This window comes from Bacillus sp. UNC322MFChir4.1 (genome assembly GCF_000746135.1).
Classification (GTDB): domain Bacteria; phylum Bacillota; class Bacilli; order Bacillales; family Bacillaceae_G; genus Bacillus_A.
The window spans coordinates 24742-43963 of the sequence record NZ_KN050810.1 but is presented as its reverse complement, the minus strand read 5'-3'; the positions used below and the strand labels follow the sequence as shown (position 1 = coordinate 43963).

Below are 19222 nucleotides of genomic sequence, written 5' to 3'. Positions count from 1 at the left end.
TCGTTCAGACCTTTCTTGTTTAGCGTATAGTGAAGTTGTGTTTAAATGGTTCAGTGTTACATATAACTTATATGTAATATGTAAAATGCAGCAGATCATGCAAGAATGTTAATATAATAATATAAAGAAAAGATTTCATCTTTTGGAGGGGTATTAGTGACGCAATATTATCTTTTTGTTGCCATGTCAATTTTTCTTATTATTTTGCCAGGACCTGATACAGGTTTAGTAACTCAAAATACAATACTGCATGAGAAACAAGGTGGAATGAAAACTGTTTTTGGTATTCTATGCGGTTTAAGTATTCATACGTTAGCAGCTGTCCTTGGGATTTCGGCAATTCTTGTTAAATCGGCATTTTTATTTTCTATTTTTAAGTATATTGGTGCTATTTATCTTATTTATTTAGGATGTGTCTCATTATGGTCTTTACGGAAGAAAGGAAAACAAACAGAGGATATTACAGTTGAAAATAAGTATCAAGGTGCTTCTTGCTTCAGGCAAGGTTTTCTTACCAATTTGTTAAATCCAAAAGTAGCTATTTTCTTTCTAACGTTTTTACCGCAATTTATACAGCATAATGGAAATACGTTTTTTCAACTTTTTATTATGGGAATGACATATACAGTTTTAACCTTTCTATGGTTTATACTCTATATTTATTTAATTAATGCAATTCGTACATGGATGAAAAAGCCGTCTACAGAGCGGGCTATTCAAGGGATAAGTGGTTTTGTACTTTTGGCATTTGGAATTAAATTAGCGCTGGAAAAACGACCATAGTCTCTTTTAGTAACTACTCAGTCATTCTATGAAAAAAAGGCAGAAAAGCATTTTTTAAAATGGGCGAGAGGTACTGGCTGTGCATAGGAGCGGTCAGGACCTATTTCTGCCACGTGCAATGTTTAAAACAAGGAAAGGTAGCAAGGGGTATGGCCATTTGTTTCTCCATGGTAGCAATCTATATGCTGAAAAGTGAATTATATGGCTGAGTAGTTACAAAAATAAAATAAATTTTGAACCATTTGCCTCCAGTATTTGTATAAGTTTATGAAGAATAAATTAGGGGGCGTTTTATATGTTAAATAAATGGAATCTCTCATTGGCTTTGATTGGCGTTATAGTTGTATTTGCTGCAGGCACGCTTATGCCAATTGCGATAGGGTTTAAAGTTTCGATGATTACAGCAGCAAGCATGATGATTATTATGTTTTCGATCCTTATCCCTTTTGATAAGAAATATATTGTGAGAAAAGCTGGGAATAAAATCGACTTTACAAAAACAAAAGTATATTTTCGCTGGAATGTATTTGATACAATATCCGTCTGTATTGCAGCATATGCTTGTATATGCGTACAAGTATTATTTTTCTTAGTTTCAAGCGGACTAACAGTAAAAAATTCATATGTGCAATTTTTTGCTAGCCAATCTCAAATGTGGACGATTGTTGCAAGTTTATATTTAATCAGCCGGATATCTCTAATTTTAAAGGGGATAAAGGAGATCAAAAAACATGACGCAGATTGGGAATGAGGAGGAATTGATGCTTGCTTATCAAAAGGGAGATAAACAAGCAGGGGAACGATTGTATGTTTTAATCAAACCGGCGTTATATACATTTTTATATCGCTTTAATCGTGATGAACAGCTGAGTCAGGATCTCGTTCAAGATACGTTTCTTACATTAGAACGAAAGAAGAAAATGTATGATGTTAATAAGGGGAAATTGAAAACATATTTGTTTCAAATTGCATATCGGTTAATGATAAATAAGCTTAACCGTCGAAAAAAGTGGCGATCGCTTCTTCCTTTTTTGATTCCGATTGAAGAGAAGGAGATTTCAAAAGAGGACCGCTTTACGATTCGAGAGGCTATTTTGAAAGTTCCAGAAGAGCAGCGAGCTGTCCTTATTCTTTCGTATTATCATGATATGCCTCATAAGGAAATTGCTGATGTATTAGGTATTCCGATAGGGACTGTTAAATCAAGATTGCATCATGGAATAAAAAAATTGAAGCAATTGCTGGAGGTGGATGAAATTGAACGAAAATCCCTTTGATAAAGAATATAGATTGAAACAGCATTTAGATAGTGATTATGTGGAAGTTCCTGATTTTCCACAAAAAGTGAATAGGGGAGATCGATTTTTACGCTTTCTTGCGTCTCCGGCTAAAGATCCTGTTGAAGCGACAATTGGTAATGATTTATCAGTTGCATTTCATATCTCTCTATTAGCAGGTGTTCCGCTTCTTTCTTTATTGACCATACTCATTGCCAGCTAGTAAGCATAAGAGAAAACGAGAAATTTTGGGCTGTATTTGACAGGTATATACAAATGATGTTATAAAGAAAAGTATATAAATAATCGGGCGTGGAAAGGGAACAGTAGTGATCATTTCCCTGTTTTAGAGAGCTGATGGCCGGTGGAAATCAGCACATAAATGATCGCGAATTACGACCCTAGAGCATCTTTCTTCGATTGGATTTTGTCTGAAAGGGGAAAGACGGTGATGAGCCGTTATGTGAATGAAGTGGCAGGTTTTTTACCTGTAACTAGGGTGGTAACGCGATGATTAAAATCGTCCCTTATTGAAGGGGCGATTTTTTTATGTTTTTAAATTCCGCGCACAAACGATTTTTAAAGGAGTGAATAGGGTGAACATTTTACAAGATCTTGAATTTCGTGGTCTGATTAATCAACAGACAGATGCAGAAGGTTTGAAAGAACTATTAGAGAAAGAAAGTGTGAAATTATACTGTGGTTTTGACCCGACAGCTGACAGTTTACATATTGGTCATATGCTGCCAATTTTAATATTACGTCGTTTTCAACAAGCTGGGCATCAGCCAATCGCACTTGTTGGCGGAGCTACAGGTTTAATTGGTGACCCAAGTGGTAAGAAGGCAGAACGTACATTAAATGAAAAAGAAACAGTTGCCTTTTTCAGTGAGCGTATTAAAGAGCAGCTTTCTAGCTTCCTAGACTTCAATAAAGAAGGAAACCCAGCAACAATCGCAAACAACTACGATTGGATTGGTTCTTTAGATTTAATTACATTCTTACGCGATATCGGTAAAAACTTTGGTTTAAACTACATGTTAGCGAAAGATACAGTTGCATCTCGTTTAGAAACAGGTATTTCATTTACTGAGTTTAGCTACATGATTTTACAATCATACGATTTCTTAAACTTATACCAAACGCACGGTTGCAGATTACAAATTGGTGGTAGTGATCAATGGGGCAACATTACAGCTGGTTTAGAATTAATTCGTAAATCAGAAGAAGATGCGAAAGCGTTCGGTTTAACTGTACCGCTTGTAACAAAATCTGACGGTACGAAGTTTGGTAAAACAGAAGGCGGTGCGGTTTGGTTAGACCCAGAAAAAACAACGCCGTACGAGTTCTACCAATTCTGGATTAACACAGACGATCGCGATGTTGTGAAATACTTAAAATACTTCACATTCTTATCTCATGAAGAGATTCTTGAGTTAGAAAAACAAGTTGCAGAAGCACCTGAAAAGCGTGAAGCACAAAAAGCATTAGCTTATGAAATGACAAAACTTGTTCACGGCGCTCCAGCATTAGAGCAAGCAATTAAAATCTCAGCAGCATTATTTAGCGGCTCTGTTGCAGAATTAACAGCAGCAGAAATCGAGCAAGGCTTTAAAGATGTACCATCTGTAGAGCGTAGTGTAGAAGATGCATTGTTAGTGGATGTACTTGTGGAAAGTAAAATTTCACCATCAAAACGTCAAGCACGCGAAGATATTACAAATGGTGCGGTTTATGTAAATGGTGAACGTACACAAGAGTTAGACTACATGGTAACAGAAAAAGACCGCATTGAAGGTAAATTTACAATCATTCGTCGCGGTAAGAAAAAATATTTCTTAATTCGTTACTAAAATGCCAAAAGCGTAAGAATCCTTACGCTTTTTGTATTTTAAGGGAGAGGAGTTAATGTTATGGATATTCAAAAAATTTTAGGAGAGTATGTATTAAATCCAGAGAAGTTAATAAAATTTGGGGGAATTATTCTTAAAATTGTTCTTATTTTAATAGTGGCAAAAGTGATTATTCGCGTCGCTTCTGTAGGAATTGAACAAATATTTAAGATGAGCAGCAAAGCGCCTGTACGTACGAATGAAAGACGTGAAGCAACATTAACGAAGCTTTGTCAAAATATAGTTCATTATGTAGTATACTTCATGGTTGTTATGACGATTTTAGAAACAGTAGGAATCGATATTAAAGCGCTTCTTGCTGGGGTGAGTGTTGCCGGTTTAGCAATTGGTTTTGGGGCACAAAACTTAGTAAAAGATATTGTAACAGGATTCTTTATTATTTTTGAAGATCAATTTTCAGTTGGCGATAAAGTGAAAATTAATGATATTGACGGTGTCATTGAAGAAGTAGGGCTTCGTACAACGCAGCTTGTTGCAGAAGATGGGGAGATTTATTTCATTGCAAACAGTTCAATTATAAAAGTTGCGAACTACTCTTTAGGTGAAAAACGTAAAGAAATAGCGTAAGAATATATATATTAAGAAAACGACATAAAAACGCCCTTTTTTTAGGGAGGACAAGAGCATCTGGCTGCGCATAGAAACGGTCAGGGCCTTGTCCTACCACATGCAAGGTTTAAAACAAAAGGAGCAAGCAAGTAGCGGTCATGGTGTATTTTCCGCAGTTGCGATTTATATGTTGAAAAATTAAAATGGCTATATAGAAATAAACAAAGGACTTCGGTGTAATAATATCGAAGTCTTTTGTTTGAAAATTTTCCGTATGTTCACTTCAAGTTCATAACAAGCATGTATGCTGTAAACATCATAAGTGATAGAAAAGAGGGAGTTATCTATATGTCACTAGAAGCATTAATTATTTTTTCACTGTTAAATGCAGGACAACTAGCAGAAAACGAAAAAAGTCACTTACAAAAAAATTATAGTGAACAACATGTTTATGTGGAGAAACAAGAAGAGAATAAAGCGATGAATATAAAGTTGATTAAACATTAACATAATTTGGATAAAAATAGAATATTCAGTTTTTGGACTTCTGAAAAAGAAGATAATTCCTACTATAATAGGAAACTATCTTCTTTTTGTTTTTAAAGGACTTTTTCAGTGTCCTCATTATGTGCGGTATTTTTCATTTATTTTTATATCGCTTTATTAGTGTTTAAAATTTGCAAATTACCTCTAGAGTTTTAAATGTAGATGGATTATTTGCTCTAGATGCATATATATGTGGACTTTCTAACTTAGATAGTTTGAATATTTCACCGTGTTTAAAGTTTATAAAATCCTTCATGTCCTCCATCAATTTTGTATGATCAACTTCATCGAATACTTCGTTTAAAAAAGTAACTAATATATGCGGAGGTGTTAATCTGTTAGTTCTACATATGTATGCGTTATAGTCAAAAGCAGCAATTTCAAATTCATCTGGAAGGTTGTATAAGGATACAGATGTAATTTCCTCATTATTTTCAATAGATGTATATAATTTTTTTTCAATTCTTTTTATAGGTGAAATCTTGCTACTTTTAATAGACACTGCAGATGCCCCCATATAATTTGGTGTTAAATTATATGAGGTAGTAAAATCAACAATATAATTATAGAAATCCAACCATTTTTTAGAATCTGAAGAATCAATCTCTCCATATAACACAATAGATGTTGTTAGTCGTTCATTCATTAGTTATCCTATCCTTTACTATTTTTTTGGTGGTAATATAAATATATCTCCAGCTCTATCTTTTAAGAGTCTTTGATTATCTTTCATCCTCTCTAGCAAATCCTCCACGTTATCTGTTTTACTTGGAACCTCATATTGATCAATTTTTCCGTCCTTTCTGACTACCATTATATCGGGTCTTCTATTAGGTTTAATTCCTGGTATTTCATTTGATAGTCCTTTATTTAAATAAACCTTAGTTATATCATCGCGTTTGGCTAATTCTTCAGCTTTATCTACCATCACTTCCTAATTAGTAAGCTTTTTGTTCAGTATATGTTTATTTATTACATTGGAAGGTGTAGAAGAAGATACACTCGCTAAATCGAGAAATGATAGCTTTAATGGTGTATTAGAATTGAAAAGAGGTTCTAGCATTAGAGCAAATAAAACAGTATAAAATGGTTTAGATAAATGAAGAAATCCGGCTCTTGTGAGTCGGATTTTCTTTTTTACATTTAAGGTAAAATTGTCTTGTTAATTTCTAAAATCATGAATAGATAGGAATTAATTCTCGTTTAAAATCTTCATACATATCTAAAGCAATTTTAAAATTTTTTTCTAAGCTGTCATAATCGCTAAATAGTACTGGCTTAATTCTAGTATCTGGAGAAATTAAAAGTCTTGAATATAGACTCCATGGGCTACCTAATCTTAGTTCATCATTATGATAGACTACCCAAGTAAAATCCAGAACGTTTACTTTAATACCAATATTAAAATAAAATAAAATTTCTTTTTTATCACCTATTTCTCCAACTTTTAAAAACTTTTCTTTCTTATCATAAACTGATTTATAACCTAGCTTTTCAAGTATTTGTTGAATTTCTTCAATATTGGGATTAGGAATGATTTCTTCGGCATCATAATTTTCTCTTGAAAAAGAAGAAAGCTCTGTGTATCTATTAACAAAGTCAATTTTTTTTAGTGCGGTTTCTATTTCAGGTTTTAATTTTAAGCTCATAATTATTCCTCCCTAAATCTAATCTCAATATCATATTTTTCTTTTGCTAGTTTTATATATTCATCCATTTCTCCAAAATTTTTATTAGATGCTGGAACCTCTAAAATGTATTTTCTTTCTAGTAATTCCCCTCCTTAACAAGTGAATAATACCAATTTAAGGAGAGAACTGTAAAAAACAAGTGTTAATCGTACATAAACTCATTATTGAAGAAATACTTCTCCAGTTTTTTATTTAAGAAGAACTAATTGTTGATGATCTGTAAGTTTATTAAAGTAAATTTTTAAGCGTTTTAAAAGGTATTAATATACCTCAAAGCGAACTTATCCACATTTTTAATGAAGGGGTAAAATATATTAGACAACCCGCCAAATGAGGAAACAAAGTTGGAAATGGTTGAGTTTTTCATGAAAACGTCAATTCCTCATGTATTGGCTGCTGAAAAAGAGGAGACCGGGGCTAAAAAGAAAGCGGTAAAAACGATGGAGAAATGACCTTCATCATAGAATGAAAATACTTTTTAGAGGTAAAGAGTACGGCATAACTCGCATTGATGATTTTGAAGGATATAAACAAGATTTAACTATATATGCTTATACAATTAATTAAGCAGGGAGGACTATCCAAAGTTGTACTTACCTTTTTCAGTGGGGGTATGCTCAAAGTTGAGCTGTCCCCGTTTTTGGCTAAGTGGGTTTGAACCACCGGGTTATTAGTAATAGAACAAGAACAGTAATAAGAAAAAAAGGGCTATCTTCCTGGTGGGAAGTCGCCCCTTATTTAAAACACAACAATTGGCGTATTTTATCAAGAATCTATAGTTGTTTTAATATTTCGAATTTCCCTTGTTTATCCACGGTAAACATGACATTATTATTACGACGATCATCCATTTCTTCTGATATTTCATTAGTGCTGGAATAGATGGTCTTAACTGCTATGTTATAAATACCCTCTGTTAACACGTGGCTCTTTTCGAAATCATCCATAATATTTTGAGCATTGGGAACAGTTTCACTATTTTTGTAGGTATTGTAATAGTAACTAAAATTGATGACTCCTATATAATTAGCATGATCTCTAGGTGTACTATCTTTTAACGTTTTCATTATGTTGTCAGTGTTTATTTTTTGATCACGTTTGAAATTTTCAATTAATTCCTTTTCTTGTTGTTCATCTATATTTATATGTAAATAGTAATAGAAATTTTGTTTCCCTTTGCCATATTCGGTAGGAGATTCACTTAATAAGTTATACTTTTTTATCATCTTATCGGATTGTTTCAAAACATCAGGATGCTGTTCAACATAAGCCCCTTTGAATATTTCTAGAAAAACATCATCGCTTTCATTTTTAACTACTTCATAATGGGAGTCACTGTTTACAATTAAATAAGCAACAGTGTGGTATGGTTTTTTTATTTCCACGTAAGTGTTATGATCAGAAACTCCAAACGCACTATCAGCAGAAAGAATTTTAAATTCCCCATTCTTTATCCCGTAGTTTTCGGACAAATAATCTTCTATTGGTTTTTCAAATAGTTTTGTGTCTGTAGAGCAACCATTTAATAGGAATAGTGGTATGCTCAGTAATAAGATAAAAACAGTTATTTTTAGTTTCCTCATTCTTCCCCCTCCTAAAACTACATTTTACCATTTTTTAAAACAATAGGTTGCACTCACATAAAGAAACAAGGGGCTCTCTATCTATTATGAGAGGTTTCTACTTATTTAAATCACAACAATTGTTGTGTTAACATCAATTTGATGTAGGTATGGTTGTCCGCTGTGGACAATTATTATTGTATTTACACTTACCTATTTCTATACACACGCCAGCCTTGTTTATTTGTATTGTGGCCCCCAATTGGCCCCAATTACATGCTTTTTTATGCCTTATATTGCATTATTAAATAAAATAAAAAAAGCCCAGAATCCTTGAATTAACAAGGTTTCTAAGGCTTTTAATACTACTCTTTGCAGAGCATCGAGATTAACGAGAGTAGAACTCTACGATTAACGCTTCGTTGATTTCAGCAGCTAACTCAGCGCGCTCTGGTAAGCGAGTGAAAGTAGCTTCTAATTTGTCAGCATCGAAAGTTAAGTACTCAGGTACGAAGTTGTTAACTTCAACTGCTTCTTTAACAACAGCTAAGTTCTGAGATTTTTCGCGAAGGCTGATTGCTTGACCTGGTTTAACGCGGTAAGATGGGATATCTACGCGAGCGCCATCTACCATGATGTGACCGTGGTTTACTAATTGACGAGCAGCGCGACGAGTGCGAGCTAAGCCCATGCGGTAAACTAGGTTGTCAAGGCGAGCTTCAAGAAGGATCATGAAGTTTTCACCGTGTTTACCCATCATTTTACCAGCTTGGTCAAATGTGCGACGGAATTGACGCTCAGTCATGCCGTACATGTGACGAAGTTTTTGTTTTTCTTGTAATTGTAAACCGTATTCAGAAAGTTTCTTACGTTGGTTAGGACCGTGTGGACCTGGTGCGTAAGGGCGTTTTTCTAATTCTTTACCTGTGCCGCTTAGAGAGATTCCAAGACGACGAGAAAGTTTCCAAGATGGACCTGTATAACGAGCCATGAATGACTCCTCCTTTAAATGTTTTTATTTTTGTAAAATAAAAACAGACGTAATTGACATTTATGCGTATTTCATTTTCATGTATCCTCGCTCCAGCAGCAGGGAGTTACACGATACACCTCATCGTGAGGAACAAAATACAAACAATAAACTCATATTACAAAGCTGCCTTTTTATTTTACACAAAGGCTATTATATCTGTTTATTAGGAGGGAGTCAAGAACATCAAATTTCATTTTATACATTCAAATTTTGGAAAAATGCAAGAAGGAATTTTGTAAATGCTCATGGAAAGGATAGCAACAGATAGAAAACGCTTACATAGGATGAGATATAAGGGGGATGTTTGTATGAAAAAGAAACATATCGAAACGACGTTAATTCATCATGGGTATGATGCCACGCAGCATAAAGGAAGTTTAACACCGCCGTTATTTCAAACATCTACGTATACATTTGAAACAGCGCAGCAAGGAGAAGCAAGCTTTGCAGGGTATGATTCAGCTTATATTTATTCTAGACTTGGAAATCCGACAGTTGAGTTATTTGAGGAAAGAATGGCAGCATTAGAAGGAGGGGAAGCGGCACTGGCATTTGGCTCTGGTATGGCAGCAATTTCGGGAACACTTTTAGCCTTTTTAAAAGCGGGAGATCATATTGTTTGTTCGAATGGTCTATACGGTTGTACGTATGGCTTTTTAGAAGTGTTAGAAGAGAAATTTGCAATTACGCATACATTATGCGAAATGGAGACAGCAGAGGAAATTAAATATAGTATTCAGCCGAATACGAAAATCATTTTTGTAGAAACACCGATTAATCCAACGATGAAATTAATTGATTTAGAACTTGTTGTTAAAGTAGCGAAGCAGCATGGATTGCTCGTTATTGTTGATAATACATTTTGTTCACCATACTTGCAAAGACCGCTGACATTAGGCTGCGATGTTGTGTTGCATAGTGCGACAAAATATATTGGTGGTCATGGCGATGTAGTAGCGGGTGTTACAATTTGTAAAACGAAAGATATTGCTGAAAAAATTCGTCCGATTCGTAAAGATGTAGGCGGGATAATGGCACCGTTTGATGCATGGTTACTTTTACGAGGTTTAAAAACATTAGCAGTGCGGATGGATCGCCACTCTGAAAATGCGGAAAAAATTGCTGCTTTTCTCCGAAATCATGAACTAGTGGAAGATGTTTGGTATCCGGAAGGGTTGCTTGCAAATAAACAAATGAAGCGCGGAGGCGGTGTGTTGTCATTTACAGTAAAAGGCGGAAAAGAAGAGGCGCAAGCTGTAATGGATAACTTGAAATTAATTGCCATTGCAGTGAGTCTTGGTGATACAGAAACGTTAATTCAGCACCCAGCAACGATGACACATGCGGTGATTCCAAAACATGTTCGTGAGCAAATGGGGATTTCTGATAACTTATTACGCTTATCTGCAGGGCTTGAGTCCTGGGAAGATATTGTAGGTGACTTAGCTCAGGCACTACAAAAAGAAAAAACAGCTTTATCGTAAGAAGACCGCTGTCTACAATATATCGGTGCTTCGACACAATATAAAGTGAAACTTCCATCAGTGACGCCTTTCCCACTGATGGAAAGCTCTCACCAATCGGGCTTTTACGGGCAGTTTTCTTCCCTGCTCTTCTGCAGCTTTTACTGCCCGTTAATGCGGGATAAAGACCTGTCAACGATGTTCGACACCGCAAGTGCATTAAGAAGGAGCTGACCTTAAGGTCAGCTCCTTTGCATTATATATGTTTCAATAAAATATCGACAAATTCTTCTAAATATGTTTGATCGATTTCATCAAAGCGTCCTTTGTTTGGGCTATCGATGTCTAATACGCCGATGACTTCATTGTTTTTGATTAGCGGTATAACAATTTCTGAATTAGAGGCTGCATCGCAGGCGATATGTCCAGGGAACTTGTGAACATCAGCGACAAGCTGTGTTGTTTTCGTTTCTGCTGCCACTCCGCATACACCACGGCCAAATGGAATACGAACACAAGCTGGTAATCCTTGAAATGGCCCAAGTACAAGCTGATTTCCTTCTGTTACATAAAAACCTACCCAGTTAATATCTTGCAAAAACACATTGAGTAAAGCGGATGCATTTGCTAAGTTAGCTACTACATTTGACTCACCTGTTAATAGAGCATCGAGTTGTTTGATTACTGCCTTGTATTGCTCCTCGCGTGTACCAGTAAAATTTTCTGCTGTGAACATGGAAACGCCGCCCTTTCTGTAGGTAAATGTAAAATTATTGCAAAATAAGCGATAATTCGCAAGACTTTGTCGATAGAAAAATAAAGGAATTTGTCTTAAAAGTCAAGAAATTTACATCAAGTTCAATTAATCGTGTTTTTACTGCCCACAAATAGCGGGAGGAGTGAGTGTATGACACAGGCAAGACAGAAGATTATCGATGCGGCAATTTCATTATTTTATGCAAAAGGCTATAATGGTACATCAGTGCGTGATATAGCAAAACAAGCAGATGTCAATGTTGCAAATATTTCCTATTATTTCTCTGGAAAACAGGGGCTGCTGGAACAGTTGGTATCAGACTTTTTAGAGGGCTACTTACGTATTGTTGAAATGACATTTGAACAGCGAAATTTTTTGTCTGCAAAAGAAGTTTTATTTCAGATGGTGAGAAACATTTTACAATATCAATTTGAGAGAAGAGAACTTACTCGATTTTTCTACAGGGAACTTTCGTTAGATAGCACGTTAATTCGCGAAATCATGACGATCTACTTTTCAAAAGAGAGATACTATATAGAGCAACTTATTAGACAAGGGCAAGAAAAGAAAGAATTTCAAAATGTATCATTCACGATGTTTATGACGCAGTTAAAGGGAATGATCAGTATGCCGTATTTATATCCGCAATATATATCAGAAGTGCTGCATTCTTTTCCGTCAGAAATCTTTTTTATTGAAATGTATATGAAGGAAGTAGAGCAGTGGATGGAGCAAACGCTTTGTATAAGGCATTTACAATATCCTCTGCCGAGAGTGGCGTATGTATAAAGAAAACAAAAAAACATAAAACAGCTTGTTGCCAATATGTATGGGAATAAGCTGTTTTTATTTGCTTTTTATGAAATGGTATCTTCCTTTTCAAACTCTTATATGGTGGTATAACTATCATATAATCACAATGGTTTTTGCATAGAAATAATATACAGTCTTTTAGTGATTATAATTTTGGGCTAACGGTGTGTATGGAATCGACTTAGAAGCGGTAAATTCTTTCATGAAATTTTTCGAAAAACTAGGCCAAAAACATATAATTACATGGTATGATTAATACATTGCGAGTTGTTAAATATAGGGGATTTCCCTTTTCTTACATAAAGCCTTCCATTTTAAAAAACGGAACGGACAAAAAACAGATAAATAGGAGGCATTTTGAATGGATTCAATCTTAACGATCGTTATCATCATCGTAAGTGCTATCTTGCTCTTCCTCATCGTAGAACTTGTGATGAGAAATCGTTTATATAAAGATATCGAAGCGCTAGGACAATGGAAGAAAGAAATTAAGGATAAACCTGTAGCGGATGAACTGAAACGAGTGAAAGAGTTAAAGATGACCGGACAAACAGAAGAGCTATTTGGAAAATGGCGCAATGAATGGGATGAAATTGTTGCGAATACTCTTCCGAAAGCAGAAAAAGACTTAGAAAGCGCTCAGAAATTTGCCGCGCAATTTTCCTTCCGAAAAGCTAAACATTCAATGAATGAATCCGTTAGCGGTTTAGATGAGGCAGATCATCGAATTACAGAAATTTTAAATGAACTGCAAGAATTGTTGGAAAGCTATGAGAAAAACAATTCAGAAATTGAGCAGTTGCGTGATACATATCGCAATTTGAAAAAGGGTGTGCTTGCTCATCGTCATATGTTTGGCGCAGCCGAGAAGAAGATTGAAGGACAGCTTGATGCAGAGTCAAAGAAATTTCAAACGTTTGATGAAGCAACACAAAATGGAGATTACTTAAAAGCGCGTGAAATTGTAGTGAGTTTAGAAGAAGGACTAGCACATTTGGAAGTAATTGTGCATGAAATACCAGAGCTATTAGTAGAATGCCAAGCGACATTACCAGTACAATTAGAAGATCTATCACAAGGTCACGATGATATGAAAAAACAAGGCTATGTATTAAATCATTTGGAAATCCCAAAAGAAGTAAGAGAGATGAACAAACAACTGCAAACGTGCCTTGCCGATTTAGAATCTTTACACGTAGTAGAAGCAAAAGAAAAAATAGAAGTGTTAAAAGAGCAACTTGATACATTATATGAACAGTTAGAGCTAGAAGTAAGAGCTAAACATTATGTGGAACAGCAGACGGTAACTGTATACGAAGATTTAGGGATTATTCGAGAACAAGCACTGGAAACGAAAGCAGAAACACAATTTGTGAAACAAAGTTATCAATTACAGGATAAAGATATCGAGTCTCAAAAAGTGGTTGAAAAACAGATGCACATTTTAATGAAACGTTTTGATGTGTTGCAACTTCGTATTGCAGAGCAAGATATCGCATTTTCTGTCATTCGAGAAGAGTTAGAAGAAATTTATGAGCAATGTGAAACATTAAAAGTACTTCATGCTGAGTACCAAGACATGTTGCAAACGATGCGTAAAGAAGAATTTGAAGCGCGTGAGGCATTAAAGGAAATGCGTCATACGATGGCGGAATCAAAGCGCATGATGCAAAAGTCGAATTTACCTGGGTTGCCAAATCGTATCGTGGCTGATCTGCAAAACGGACAGCAGGCGATGCAAAGTGTGTATGAACAATTAGAATTAAAGCCGCTTGATATGGGGGCGGTGAATCGTACACTAGAAGAAGCGGTAGCTGTTGTAAATGGTGTTCACGAAGCAACACAAGAGTTAATTGAACAAGCATATTTAGTAGAGAAATTAATTCAGTATGGTAATCGTTATCGCAGTCATGATGATATGTTGGCGAAAAGTTTAGATAACGCTGAGCATCTGTTCCGTGAATATGAATATGATGCAGCGCTAGAACAAGCAGCTTCTGTATTAGAGCAAATTGAACCAGGTATTGTGCAGAAGATTGCTGAATTTGTTGACTTAGAACAAACTCCTTAATTGATTAAGGGGTTTGTTTTTTGTGCAAATAACTTTTGTATGCATTATGGTGTAATATTGCTATAATGAATAGCGGAATATGGAGCATTTTTTCATTAAAAGCAGAAAAGCATACTTCCGCTCTAATGACGGAAACTATGAGTAAGCTTAGCGGAAATACATGAGTGTATGATATGATTATCCCGCTACGAAGGTCTTTCTCGTAAAGTAAAGGAGTTTCACTTTATAGGATTTCGATATCGGTGAAAGGGGAATAACAATGATTTACTTTGATAATAGTGCGACGACAAAGCCGTACCCGGAAGCCTTGCAATCTTATGTGACAGTTGCAGGAAAATATTTTGGAAATCCTTCTTCTATTCATTCCCTTGGAGGAGAATCAGAGCGTTTATTAACGCAATCACGTACGATTGCAGCTCAGCTTCTTCGCGTAAAGCCTTCAGAAATTGTCTTTACGTCTGGAGGAACAGAAGGAAATAACCTTGCAATTAAGGGGATTGCGATGAGAAATCGCTCCCGTGGTAAGCATATGATTACAACAAACATTGAACACGCTTCTGTGTTTGAAGCATATAAGCAGCTAGAAAATCTTGGTTTTGACGTTACATATTTGCCGGTAAATGAAAATGGTGTTGTATCAGTAGAAGATGTGAAACGTGCTCTTCGAGATGATACCATTCTTGTTTCGATGATTCACGTCAATAACGAAACAGGCGCGGTTCAGCCGGTTGATGAAGTTGGGAAGTTATTAACGAACTATCCGAAAGTACGATTCCACGTTGATCATGTGCAAGGAATTGGAAAAGTCCCGCTTGATTTGTATGAAAGTCATATTGATCTTTGCACAATTTCGGGGCATAAGTTCCATAGTGTAAAAGGAACAGGACTTCTCTATGTTCGTGATGGTGTAAGACTCGATCCAGTTTTATCGGGTGGTGGACAAGAGTTGCGTTACCGTTCTGGTACAGAAAACTTACCAGGAATTGTTGCGATGATCAAAGCTTTGCGAATGACTTTAGAAAAACAGTCCGAAAATACGGGGCATCTTCGCGAGTTAAAGGAAGAACTGATTCGCATGTTTAAAGGTATGAAGGATGTTACAATTAATACACCGAAAGAACAGACGGCACCACATATTCTAAACGTATCATTTGTCGGATTAAAGCCAGAAATTGTTGTGCATGCTTTGGAAGAACGTGGTGTGTATGTATCAACAAAATCTGCTTGTTCTTCAAGAGCAAACGAAGTAAGCCATGTTTTACTAGCGATGGGCTTGCCGCATGCGGTAGCAGAAAGTGCGATTCGTATTAGTTTAACTGCGGAAAATACGATAGAAGAAGTAAAACAATTCGAAGGAATTATAAAAGAAACATTGCCAAAATTATATGAAGTGATGAGGTAAGGAAAGATGATGACATACGAGTATATTTTAGTTCGCTACGGCGAAATGACAACAAAAGGAAAGAACCGTTCGAAGTTTGTAAGTACATTAAAAGATAATGTAAAACATAAATTAAAAAAATTTCCAAACTTAAAAATTGATGCGACGCATGACCGCATGTATATTCAGTTAAATGGTGAAGATCATGAAGCGGTTGCGGATAAATTAAAAGACGTGTTTGGTATTCATAAGTTTAACTTAGCAATGAAAGTGCCAACAGATTTAGAAGAAATTAAAAAAGGAGCCCTTGCTGCTTTTCTGCAAGTAAGTCGTGACGTAAAAACATTTAAAATTACAGTTCACCGTTCTTACAAGCATTTCCCGATGCAAACGATGGAGCTACTTCCAGAAATTGGTGGATATATTTTACAAAATACAGAGGATATTACCGTAGATGTTCATAATCCAGATGTAAATGTCCGCGTCGAAATTCGAAGCGGTTATAGCTATATTATGTGTGATGAGCGCATGGGAGCTGGCGGCCTTCCAGTTGGTGTTGGTGGAAAAGTAATGCTTCTTCTTTCTGGTGGCATTGATAGCCCGGTTGCAGCTTACTTAGCAATGAAGCGCGGCGTATCAGTGGAAGCTGTTCATTTTCATAGTCCCCCGTTTACAAGTGAGCGTGCTAAGCAGAAAGTAATCGACTTAGCACAGGAGCTAACGAAGTATTGTAAACGTGTGACACTTCACCTTGTTCCGTTTACAGAAGTGCAAAAGACAATTAATAAAGAAATTCCATCTAGCTATTCAATGACAATTATGCGCCGTATGATGATGCGTATTGCAGAGCGAATTGCAGAAGAGCGTAACGCACTTGCTCTTACGACAGGGGAAAGCCTTGGACAAGTAGCGAGTCAAACGTTAGATAGTATGCACACGATTAACGAAGTGACAAATTATCCAATTATCCGTCCGCTTATTGCGATGGATAAACTAGAAATTATAAAAATTGCTAACGAAATCGGTACGTACGACATTTCTATTCGTCCGTACGAAGATTGCTGTACAGTCTTTACACCAGCAAGTCCGACAACAAAACCGAAGCGTGAAAAAGCGAATAAATTTGAATCATACTATGATTTTACACCGCTTATTGAATCAGCTGTTGCAAATACAGAAAAGATGGTATTACAAACAGTAGAAGTAGCAGAAGAAGAACAATTCGAAGATTTATTTTAAAACCATAAATTACCATTAAAAGATATGTATGAAGCCATATAGTTTATCACACTCTATACTCACAAGGAGGTGATACTATATGGCAAACACAAACAAATTAGCAGTTTCTGGAGCAGAAGCAGCTTTAGATCAAATGAAATACGAAATCGCTCAAGAGTTTGGTGTACAACTTGGAGCTGATACAACATCTCGTGCTAACGGATCTGTTGGTGGAGAAATCACAAAACGTTTAGTTGCAATGGCTGAACAACAATTAGGCGGTTTTCAACGCTAACAACCATATATAGTGGCTTAGAAAGAGTGGGATTTCCCGCTCTTTCTTTTTGTTGTTTTATGTCAAAAAATAAGAGAAAACATCTACTATTGTAGCCAATTGGTCAAAATATAAACAAATTTGTCAAAAGAAGAGGGTTTAAAATTTACAGAAAATTCTATACTATTAAAGGGAGGATGGACAGAATAAAGGGGGAAGAGTATGAACCGGGAAGAGCTATTAGCGCCGCCGATGTATAATTTAGTCGAAGAGATGGAGCGTTATGCACATGAGCCAAATAGACTTGCACTTATTTGGCAAGATGATCAAGGGAATAAAAGAGAAGTCACATACAAGGAATTGTTACAAGGTGCGAATAAAATTGGAAACGCTTTTATAAATAGCGGTCTCCAAAAAGGGGGCAAGCTTCTTATTATGATGCCGCGTCTTATTGAAACATATATGACGTATATTGCCGCAATAAAAGCGGGATTTGTCGTGATTCCAAGTTCAGAAATGCTGCGCAAAAAAGATATTGAATATCGAATCGAACACGGAGAAGTAAAAGCGATTGTAAGTTATGAACCGTATATAGGACAATTCGACGGAATCGAAGCTGTGCATTCTCTTCATAAGTTTGTATTAAGCGAAAAACCGCTAGAAGGCTGGAATAATATACAGGAAGCACTTCATACAGAGAGTGCTGTATTAGAAATGGCAGAAACAAAGTGTGATGATATGGTTTTCTTATCGTATACATCTGGAACAACAGGCAATCCAAAGGGTGTCGTACATACGCATGCTTGGGCTTATGCTCATCTTCGTACGAGCGCTGCGAATTGGTTAGCAATTGAAGAGAATGATGTTGTATGGGCAACAGCAAGTCCAGGGTGGCAAAAGTGGGTGTGGAGTCCGTTTCTTGCGACGCTTGGTTCAGGTGCAACGGGATTTGTGTATCACGGGAAATTTGATCCAGAAACATATTTACAGTTATTAAGTGATAACAAAGTAAATGTACTGTGCTGTACGCCGACTGAATATCGTTTAATGGCGAAAGTGGAGACCTTACAGCAATATGATCTTTCTTCTTTGCATAGTGCGGTTTCAGCAGGAGAGCCATTGAACAGAGAGGTTATTGATACATTTCGAAAGTATTTTCAAGTAACGGTTCGTGATGGATATGGGCAAACAGAAAATACATTACTTGTTGGCGTATTAAAAGGAATGGACATCAAACCTGGTTCGATGGGGAAACCAACGCCAGGCAATCAAGTTGAGATCGTGGATGAGGACGGTAATCCAGTTCTTCCGGGAGAAGTAGGGGATATTGCCGTACATGTGAAAACACCGGCATTATTTAAACAGTACTATAAAGACCAAGAGCGCACGGCTATGCAATTTCGCGGCGATTATTACATTACAGGTGACCAGGCCAAAAAGGATGAAGATGGCTACTTTTGGTTTGAAGGGCGCGGCGACGATATTATAATTAGCTCTGGCTATACAATCGGACCATTCGAAGTGGAAGATGCACTGGTCAAACATCCGTATGTCAGAGAATGTGCAGTTGTGGCAAGTCCAGATGAAATACGAGGAAATATCGTAAAAGCCTTTATCGTATTAAAAGAAAATATCGATGAGCAAGACAGCACGTTAATTCCGCTCTTACAAGAACATGTGAAAGAATTAACGGCGCCTTATAAATACCCGCGTAAAATTGAATTTGTGAAAGAACTGCCAAAAACGATTTCCGGTAAAATTCGCCGCGTAGAGCTGCGAAAACGTGAAATGGAGTTGGCCTCCAAGTAATATAACACACTTTACTCTGCCCGATTCTATTCAAATAGAATTGGGTTTTTTGTTTAATCGGAGGGAGTGTTTTATAATGTTA

General features: G+C 36.2%; 20 protein-coding genes and 1 other annotated feature. Of the genes, 14 read left to right on the top strand and 6 right to left on the bottom strand.

Annotated features, from left to right (window positions below):
* The first annotated feature begins 183 nt into the window (after positions 1 to 183).
* The 7 genes from BR72_RS19290 (at position 184) to BR72_RS19260 (ending at position 5029) form a co-directional block, all read left to right on the top strand.
* Positions 184 to 783: a LysE family translocator gene (locus tag BR72_RS19290; protein WP_035436351.1), complete on the top strand. Its 600-nt coding sequence runs from the start codon at positions 184 to 186 to the stop codon at positions 781 to 783.
* Positions 784 to 1078: 295 nt separating this feature from the next.
* Positions 1079 to 1534, top strand: coding sequence for a hypothetical protein (locus BR72_RS19285; RefSeq protein ID WP_035435738.1), 456 nt, complete (start codon positions 1079 to 1081; stop codon positions 1532 to 1534).
* Positions 1515 to 2060, top strand: a complete 546-nt coding sequence (locus BR72_RS19280) for an RNA polymerase sigma factor (RefSeq protein ID WP_035435736.1) — start codon at positions 1515 to 1517, stop codon at positions 2058 to 2060. Before BR72_RS19285 ends, BR72_RS19280 begins: the two co-directional genes overlap by 20 nt.
* Entirely contained in the window at positions 2041 to 2283 is a 243-nt protein-coding gene (locus tag BR72_RS19275) for a hypothetical protein (RefSeq protein ID WP_035435734.1), read from the top strand. The genes BR72_RS19280 and BR72_RS19275 overlap by 20 nt, the downstream gene beginning before the upstream one ends.
* Positions 2284 to 2364: 81 nt before the next feature.
* Positions 2365 to 2591: a binding site (T-box leader), on the top strand.
* 65 nt (positions 2592 to 2656) lie between these two features.
* The gene (gene tyrS, locus BR72_RS19270; RefSeq protein WP_035435732.1) at positions 2657 to 3913 is read left to right on the top strand and encodes a tyrosine--tRNA ligase; all 1257 of its coding nucleotides are present in this window, start codon (positions 2657 to 2659) and stop codon (positions 3911 to 3913) included.
* 60 nt (positions 3914 to 3973) lie between these two features.
* The gene (locus tag BR72_RS19265) at positions 3974 to 4540 is read left to right on the top strand and encodes a mechanosensitive ion channel family protein (protein ID WP_035435730.1); all 567 of its coding nucleotides are present in this window, start codon (positions 3974 to 3976) and stop codon (positions 4538 to 4540) included.
* A 330-nt stretch (positions 4541 to 4870) separates the two neighbouring features.
* Positions 4871 to 5029: a hypothetical protein gene (locus BR72_RS19260; protein ID WP_035435728.1), complete on the top strand. Its 159-nt coding sequence runs from the start codon at positions 4871 to 4873 to the stop codon at positions 5027 to 5029.
* Between the two features lie 163 nt (positions 5030 to 5192).
* Here BR72_RS19260 and BR72_RS19255 read toward each other — a convergent pair whose 3' ends face one another.
* The 5 genes from BR72_RS19255 to rpsD form a co-directional block, all read right to left on the bottom strand.
* Positions 5193 to 5714 carry a hypothetical protein gene (locus BR72_RS19255; protein WP_035435726.1) on the bottom strand — a complete coding sequence of 174 codons (522 nt, stop codon included), beginning with the start codon at positions 5712 to 5714 and terminating at the stop codon, positions 5193 to 5195.
* 18 nt (positions 5715 to 5732) lie between these two features.
* Positions 5733 to 5996 (bottom strand): hypothetical protein, encoded by a 264-nt coding sequence (locus tag BR72_RS19250; protein WP_035435724.1) that lies wholly within the window; start codon positions 5994 to 5996, stop codon positions 5733 to 5735.
* 247 nt (positions 5997 to 6243) lie between these two features.
* The gene (locus BR72_RS19245) at positions 6244 to 6717 is read right to left on the bottom strand and encodes a hypothetical protein (protein WP_035435722.1); all 474 of its coding nucleotides are present in this window, start codon (positions 6715 to 6717) and stop codon (positions 6244 to 6246) included.
* 815 nt (positions 6718 to 7532) lie between these two features.
* Complete coding sequence (locus BR72_RS19240) at positions 7533 to 8342, bottom strand: hypothetical protein (protein WP_035435720.1); 810 nt, start codon at positions 8340 to 8342, stop codon at positions 7533 to 7535.
* Positions 8343 to 8709: 367 nt separating this feature from the next.
* Positions 8710 to 9312 carry a 30S ribosomal protein S4 gene (gene rpsD / locus BR72_RS19235; RefSeq protein ID WP_035435719.1) on the bottom strand — a complete coding sequence of 201 codons (603 nt, stop codon included), beginning with the start codon at positions 9310 to 9312 and terminating at the stop codon, positions 8710 to 8712.
* Positions 9313 to 9662: 350 nt separating this feature from the next.
* Between rpsD and megL the strand changes: the two genes are divergently transcribed.
* Positions 9663 to 10838, top strand: a complete 1176-nt coding sequence (gene megL, locus BR72_RS19230) for a methionine gamma-lyase (protein ID WP_035435716.1) — start codon at positions 9663 to 9665, stop codon at positions 10836 to 10838.
* Positions 10839 to 11073: 235 nt separating this feature from the next.
* Here megL and BR72_RS19225 read toward each other — a convergent pair whose 3' ends face one another.
* A complete protein-coding gene (locus tag BR72_RS19225; RefSeq protein ID WP_035435714.1) occupies positions 11074 to 11553 on the bottom strand; it encodes a GAF domain-containing protein in 480 nt (159 codons plus the stop codon).
* 171 nt (positions 11554 to 11724) lie between these two features.
* Between BR72_RS19225 and refZ the strand changes: the two genes are divergently transcribed.
* The 6 genes from refZ to mbcS all read left to right on the top strand — a co-directional run bounded on the left by refZ (position 11725) and on the right by mbcS (position 19140).
* Complete coding sequence (gene refZ / locus BR72_RS19220) at positions 11725 to 12363, top strand: forespore capture DNA-binding protein RefZ (protein ID WP_035435712.1); 639 nt, start codon at positions 11725 to 11727, stop codon at positions 12361 to 12363.
* Positions 12364 to 12748: 385 nt separating this feature from the next.
* On the top strand, positions 12749 to 14458 hold the full coding sequence (gene ezrA / locus BR72_RS19215; protein WP_035435710.1) for a septation ring formation regulator EzrA: 1710 nt from the start codon (positions 12749 to 12751) through the stop codon (positions 14456 to 14458).
* A gap of 259 nt (positions 14459 to 14717) precedes the next feature.
* Positions 14718 to 15860, top strand: a complete 1143-nt coding sequence (locus BR72_RS19210; protein WP_035435708.1) for a cysteine desulfurase family protein — start codon at positions 14718 to 14720, stop codon at positions 15858 to 15860.
* A 6-nt stretch (positions 15861 to 15866) separates the two neighbouring features.
* Positions 15867 to 17078, top strand: a complete 1212-nt coding sequence (thiI, locus tag BR72_RS19205) for a tRNA uracil 4-sulfurtransferase ThiI (RefSeq protein ID WP_035435706.1) — start codon at positions 15867 to 15869, stop codon at positions 17076 to 17078.
* 79 nt (positions 17079 to 17157) lie between these two features.
* Positions 17158 to 17352 carry an alpha/beta-type small acid-soluble spore protein gene (locus BR72_RS19200; RefSeq protein WP_035435704.1) on the top strand — a complete coding sequence of 65 codons (195 nt, stop codon included), beginning with the start codon at positions 17158 to 17160 and terminating at the stop codon, positions 17350 to 17352.
* A gap of 201 nt (positions 17353 to 17553) precedes the next feature.
* Positions 17554 to 19140 carry an acyl-CoA synthetase MbcS gene (mbcS, locus tag BR72_RS19195; protein WP_035435703.1) on the top strand — a complete coding sequence of 529 codons (1587 nt, stop codon included), beginning with the start codon at positions 17554 to 17556 and terminating at the stop codon, positions 19138 to 19140.
* The last annotated feature ends 82 nt before the right edge of the window (positions 19141 to 19222 follow it).

Bases quoted from the DNA above. Each gene is read 5' to 3' on its own strand.
- BR72_RS19290 (WP_035436351.1), top strand. From the start codon at position 184: ATGTCAATTTTTCTTATTATTTTGCCAGGACCTGATACAGGTTTAGTA.
- BR72_RS19285 (WP_035435738.1), top strand. From the start codon at position 1,079: ATGTTAAATAAATGGAATCTCTCATTGGCTTTGATTGGCGTTATAGTT.
- BR72_RS19280 (WP_035435736.1), top strand. From the start codon at position 1,515: ATGACGCAGATTGGGAATGAGGAGGAATTGATGCTTGCTTATCAAAAG.
- BR72_RS19265 (WP_035435730.1), top strand. From the start codon at position 3,974: ATGGATATTCAAAAAATTTTAGGAGAGTATGTATTAAATCCAGAGAAG.
- BR72_RS19260 (WP_035435728.1), top strand. From the start codon at position 4,871: ATGTCACTAGAAGCATTAATTATTTTTTCACTGTTAAATGCAGGACAA.
- BR72_RS19255 (WP_035435726.1), bottom strand. From the start codon at position 5,714: ATGAATGAACGACTAACAACATCTATTGTGTTATATGGAGAGATTGAT.
- BR72_RS19250 (WP_035435724.1), bottom strand. From the start codon at position 5,996: ATGGTAGATAAAGCTGAAGAATTAGCCAAACGCGATGATATAACTAAG.
- BR72_RS19245 (WP_035435722.1), bottom strand. From the start codon at position 6,717: ATGAGCTTAAAATTAAAACCTGAAATAGAAACCGCACTAAAAAAAATT.
- BR72_RS19240 (WP_035435720.1), bottom strand. From the start codon at position 8,342: ATGAGGAAACTAAAAATAACTGTTTTTATCTTATTACTGAGCATACCA.
- rpsD (WP_035435719.1), bottom strand. From the start codon at position 9,312: ATGGCTCGTTATACAGGTCCATCTTGGAAACTTTCTCGTCGTCTTGGA.
- megL (WP_035435716.1), top strand. From the start codon at position 9,663: ATGAAAAAGAAACATATCGAAACGACGTTAATTCATCATGGGTATGAT.
- BR72_RS19225 (WP_035435714.1), bottom strand. From the start codon at position 11,553: ATGTTCACAGCAGAAAATTTTACTGGTACACGCGAGGAGCAATACAAG.
- refZ (WP_035435712.1), top strand. From the start codon at position 11,725: ATGACACAGGCAAGACAGAAGATTATCGATGCGGCAATTTCATTATTT.
- ezrA (WP_035435710.1), top strand. From the start codon at position 12,749: ATGGATTCAATCTTAACGATCGTTATCATCATCGTAAGTGCTATCTTG.
- BR72_RS19210 (WP_035435708.1), top strand. From the start codon at position 14,718: ATGATTTACTTTGATAATAGTGCGACGACAAAGCCGTACCCGGAAGCC.
- thiI (WP_035435706.1), top strand. From the start codon at position 15,867: ATGATGACATACGAGTATATTTTAGTTCGCTACGGCGAAATGACAACA.
- BR72_RS19200 (WP_035435704.1), top strand. From the start codon at position 17,158: ATGGCAAACACAAACAAATTAGCAGTTTCTGGAGCAGAAGCAGCTTTA.
- mbcS (WP_035435703.1), top strand. From the start codon at position 17,554: ATGAACCGGGAAGAGCTATTAGCGCCGCCGATGTATAATTTAGTCGAA.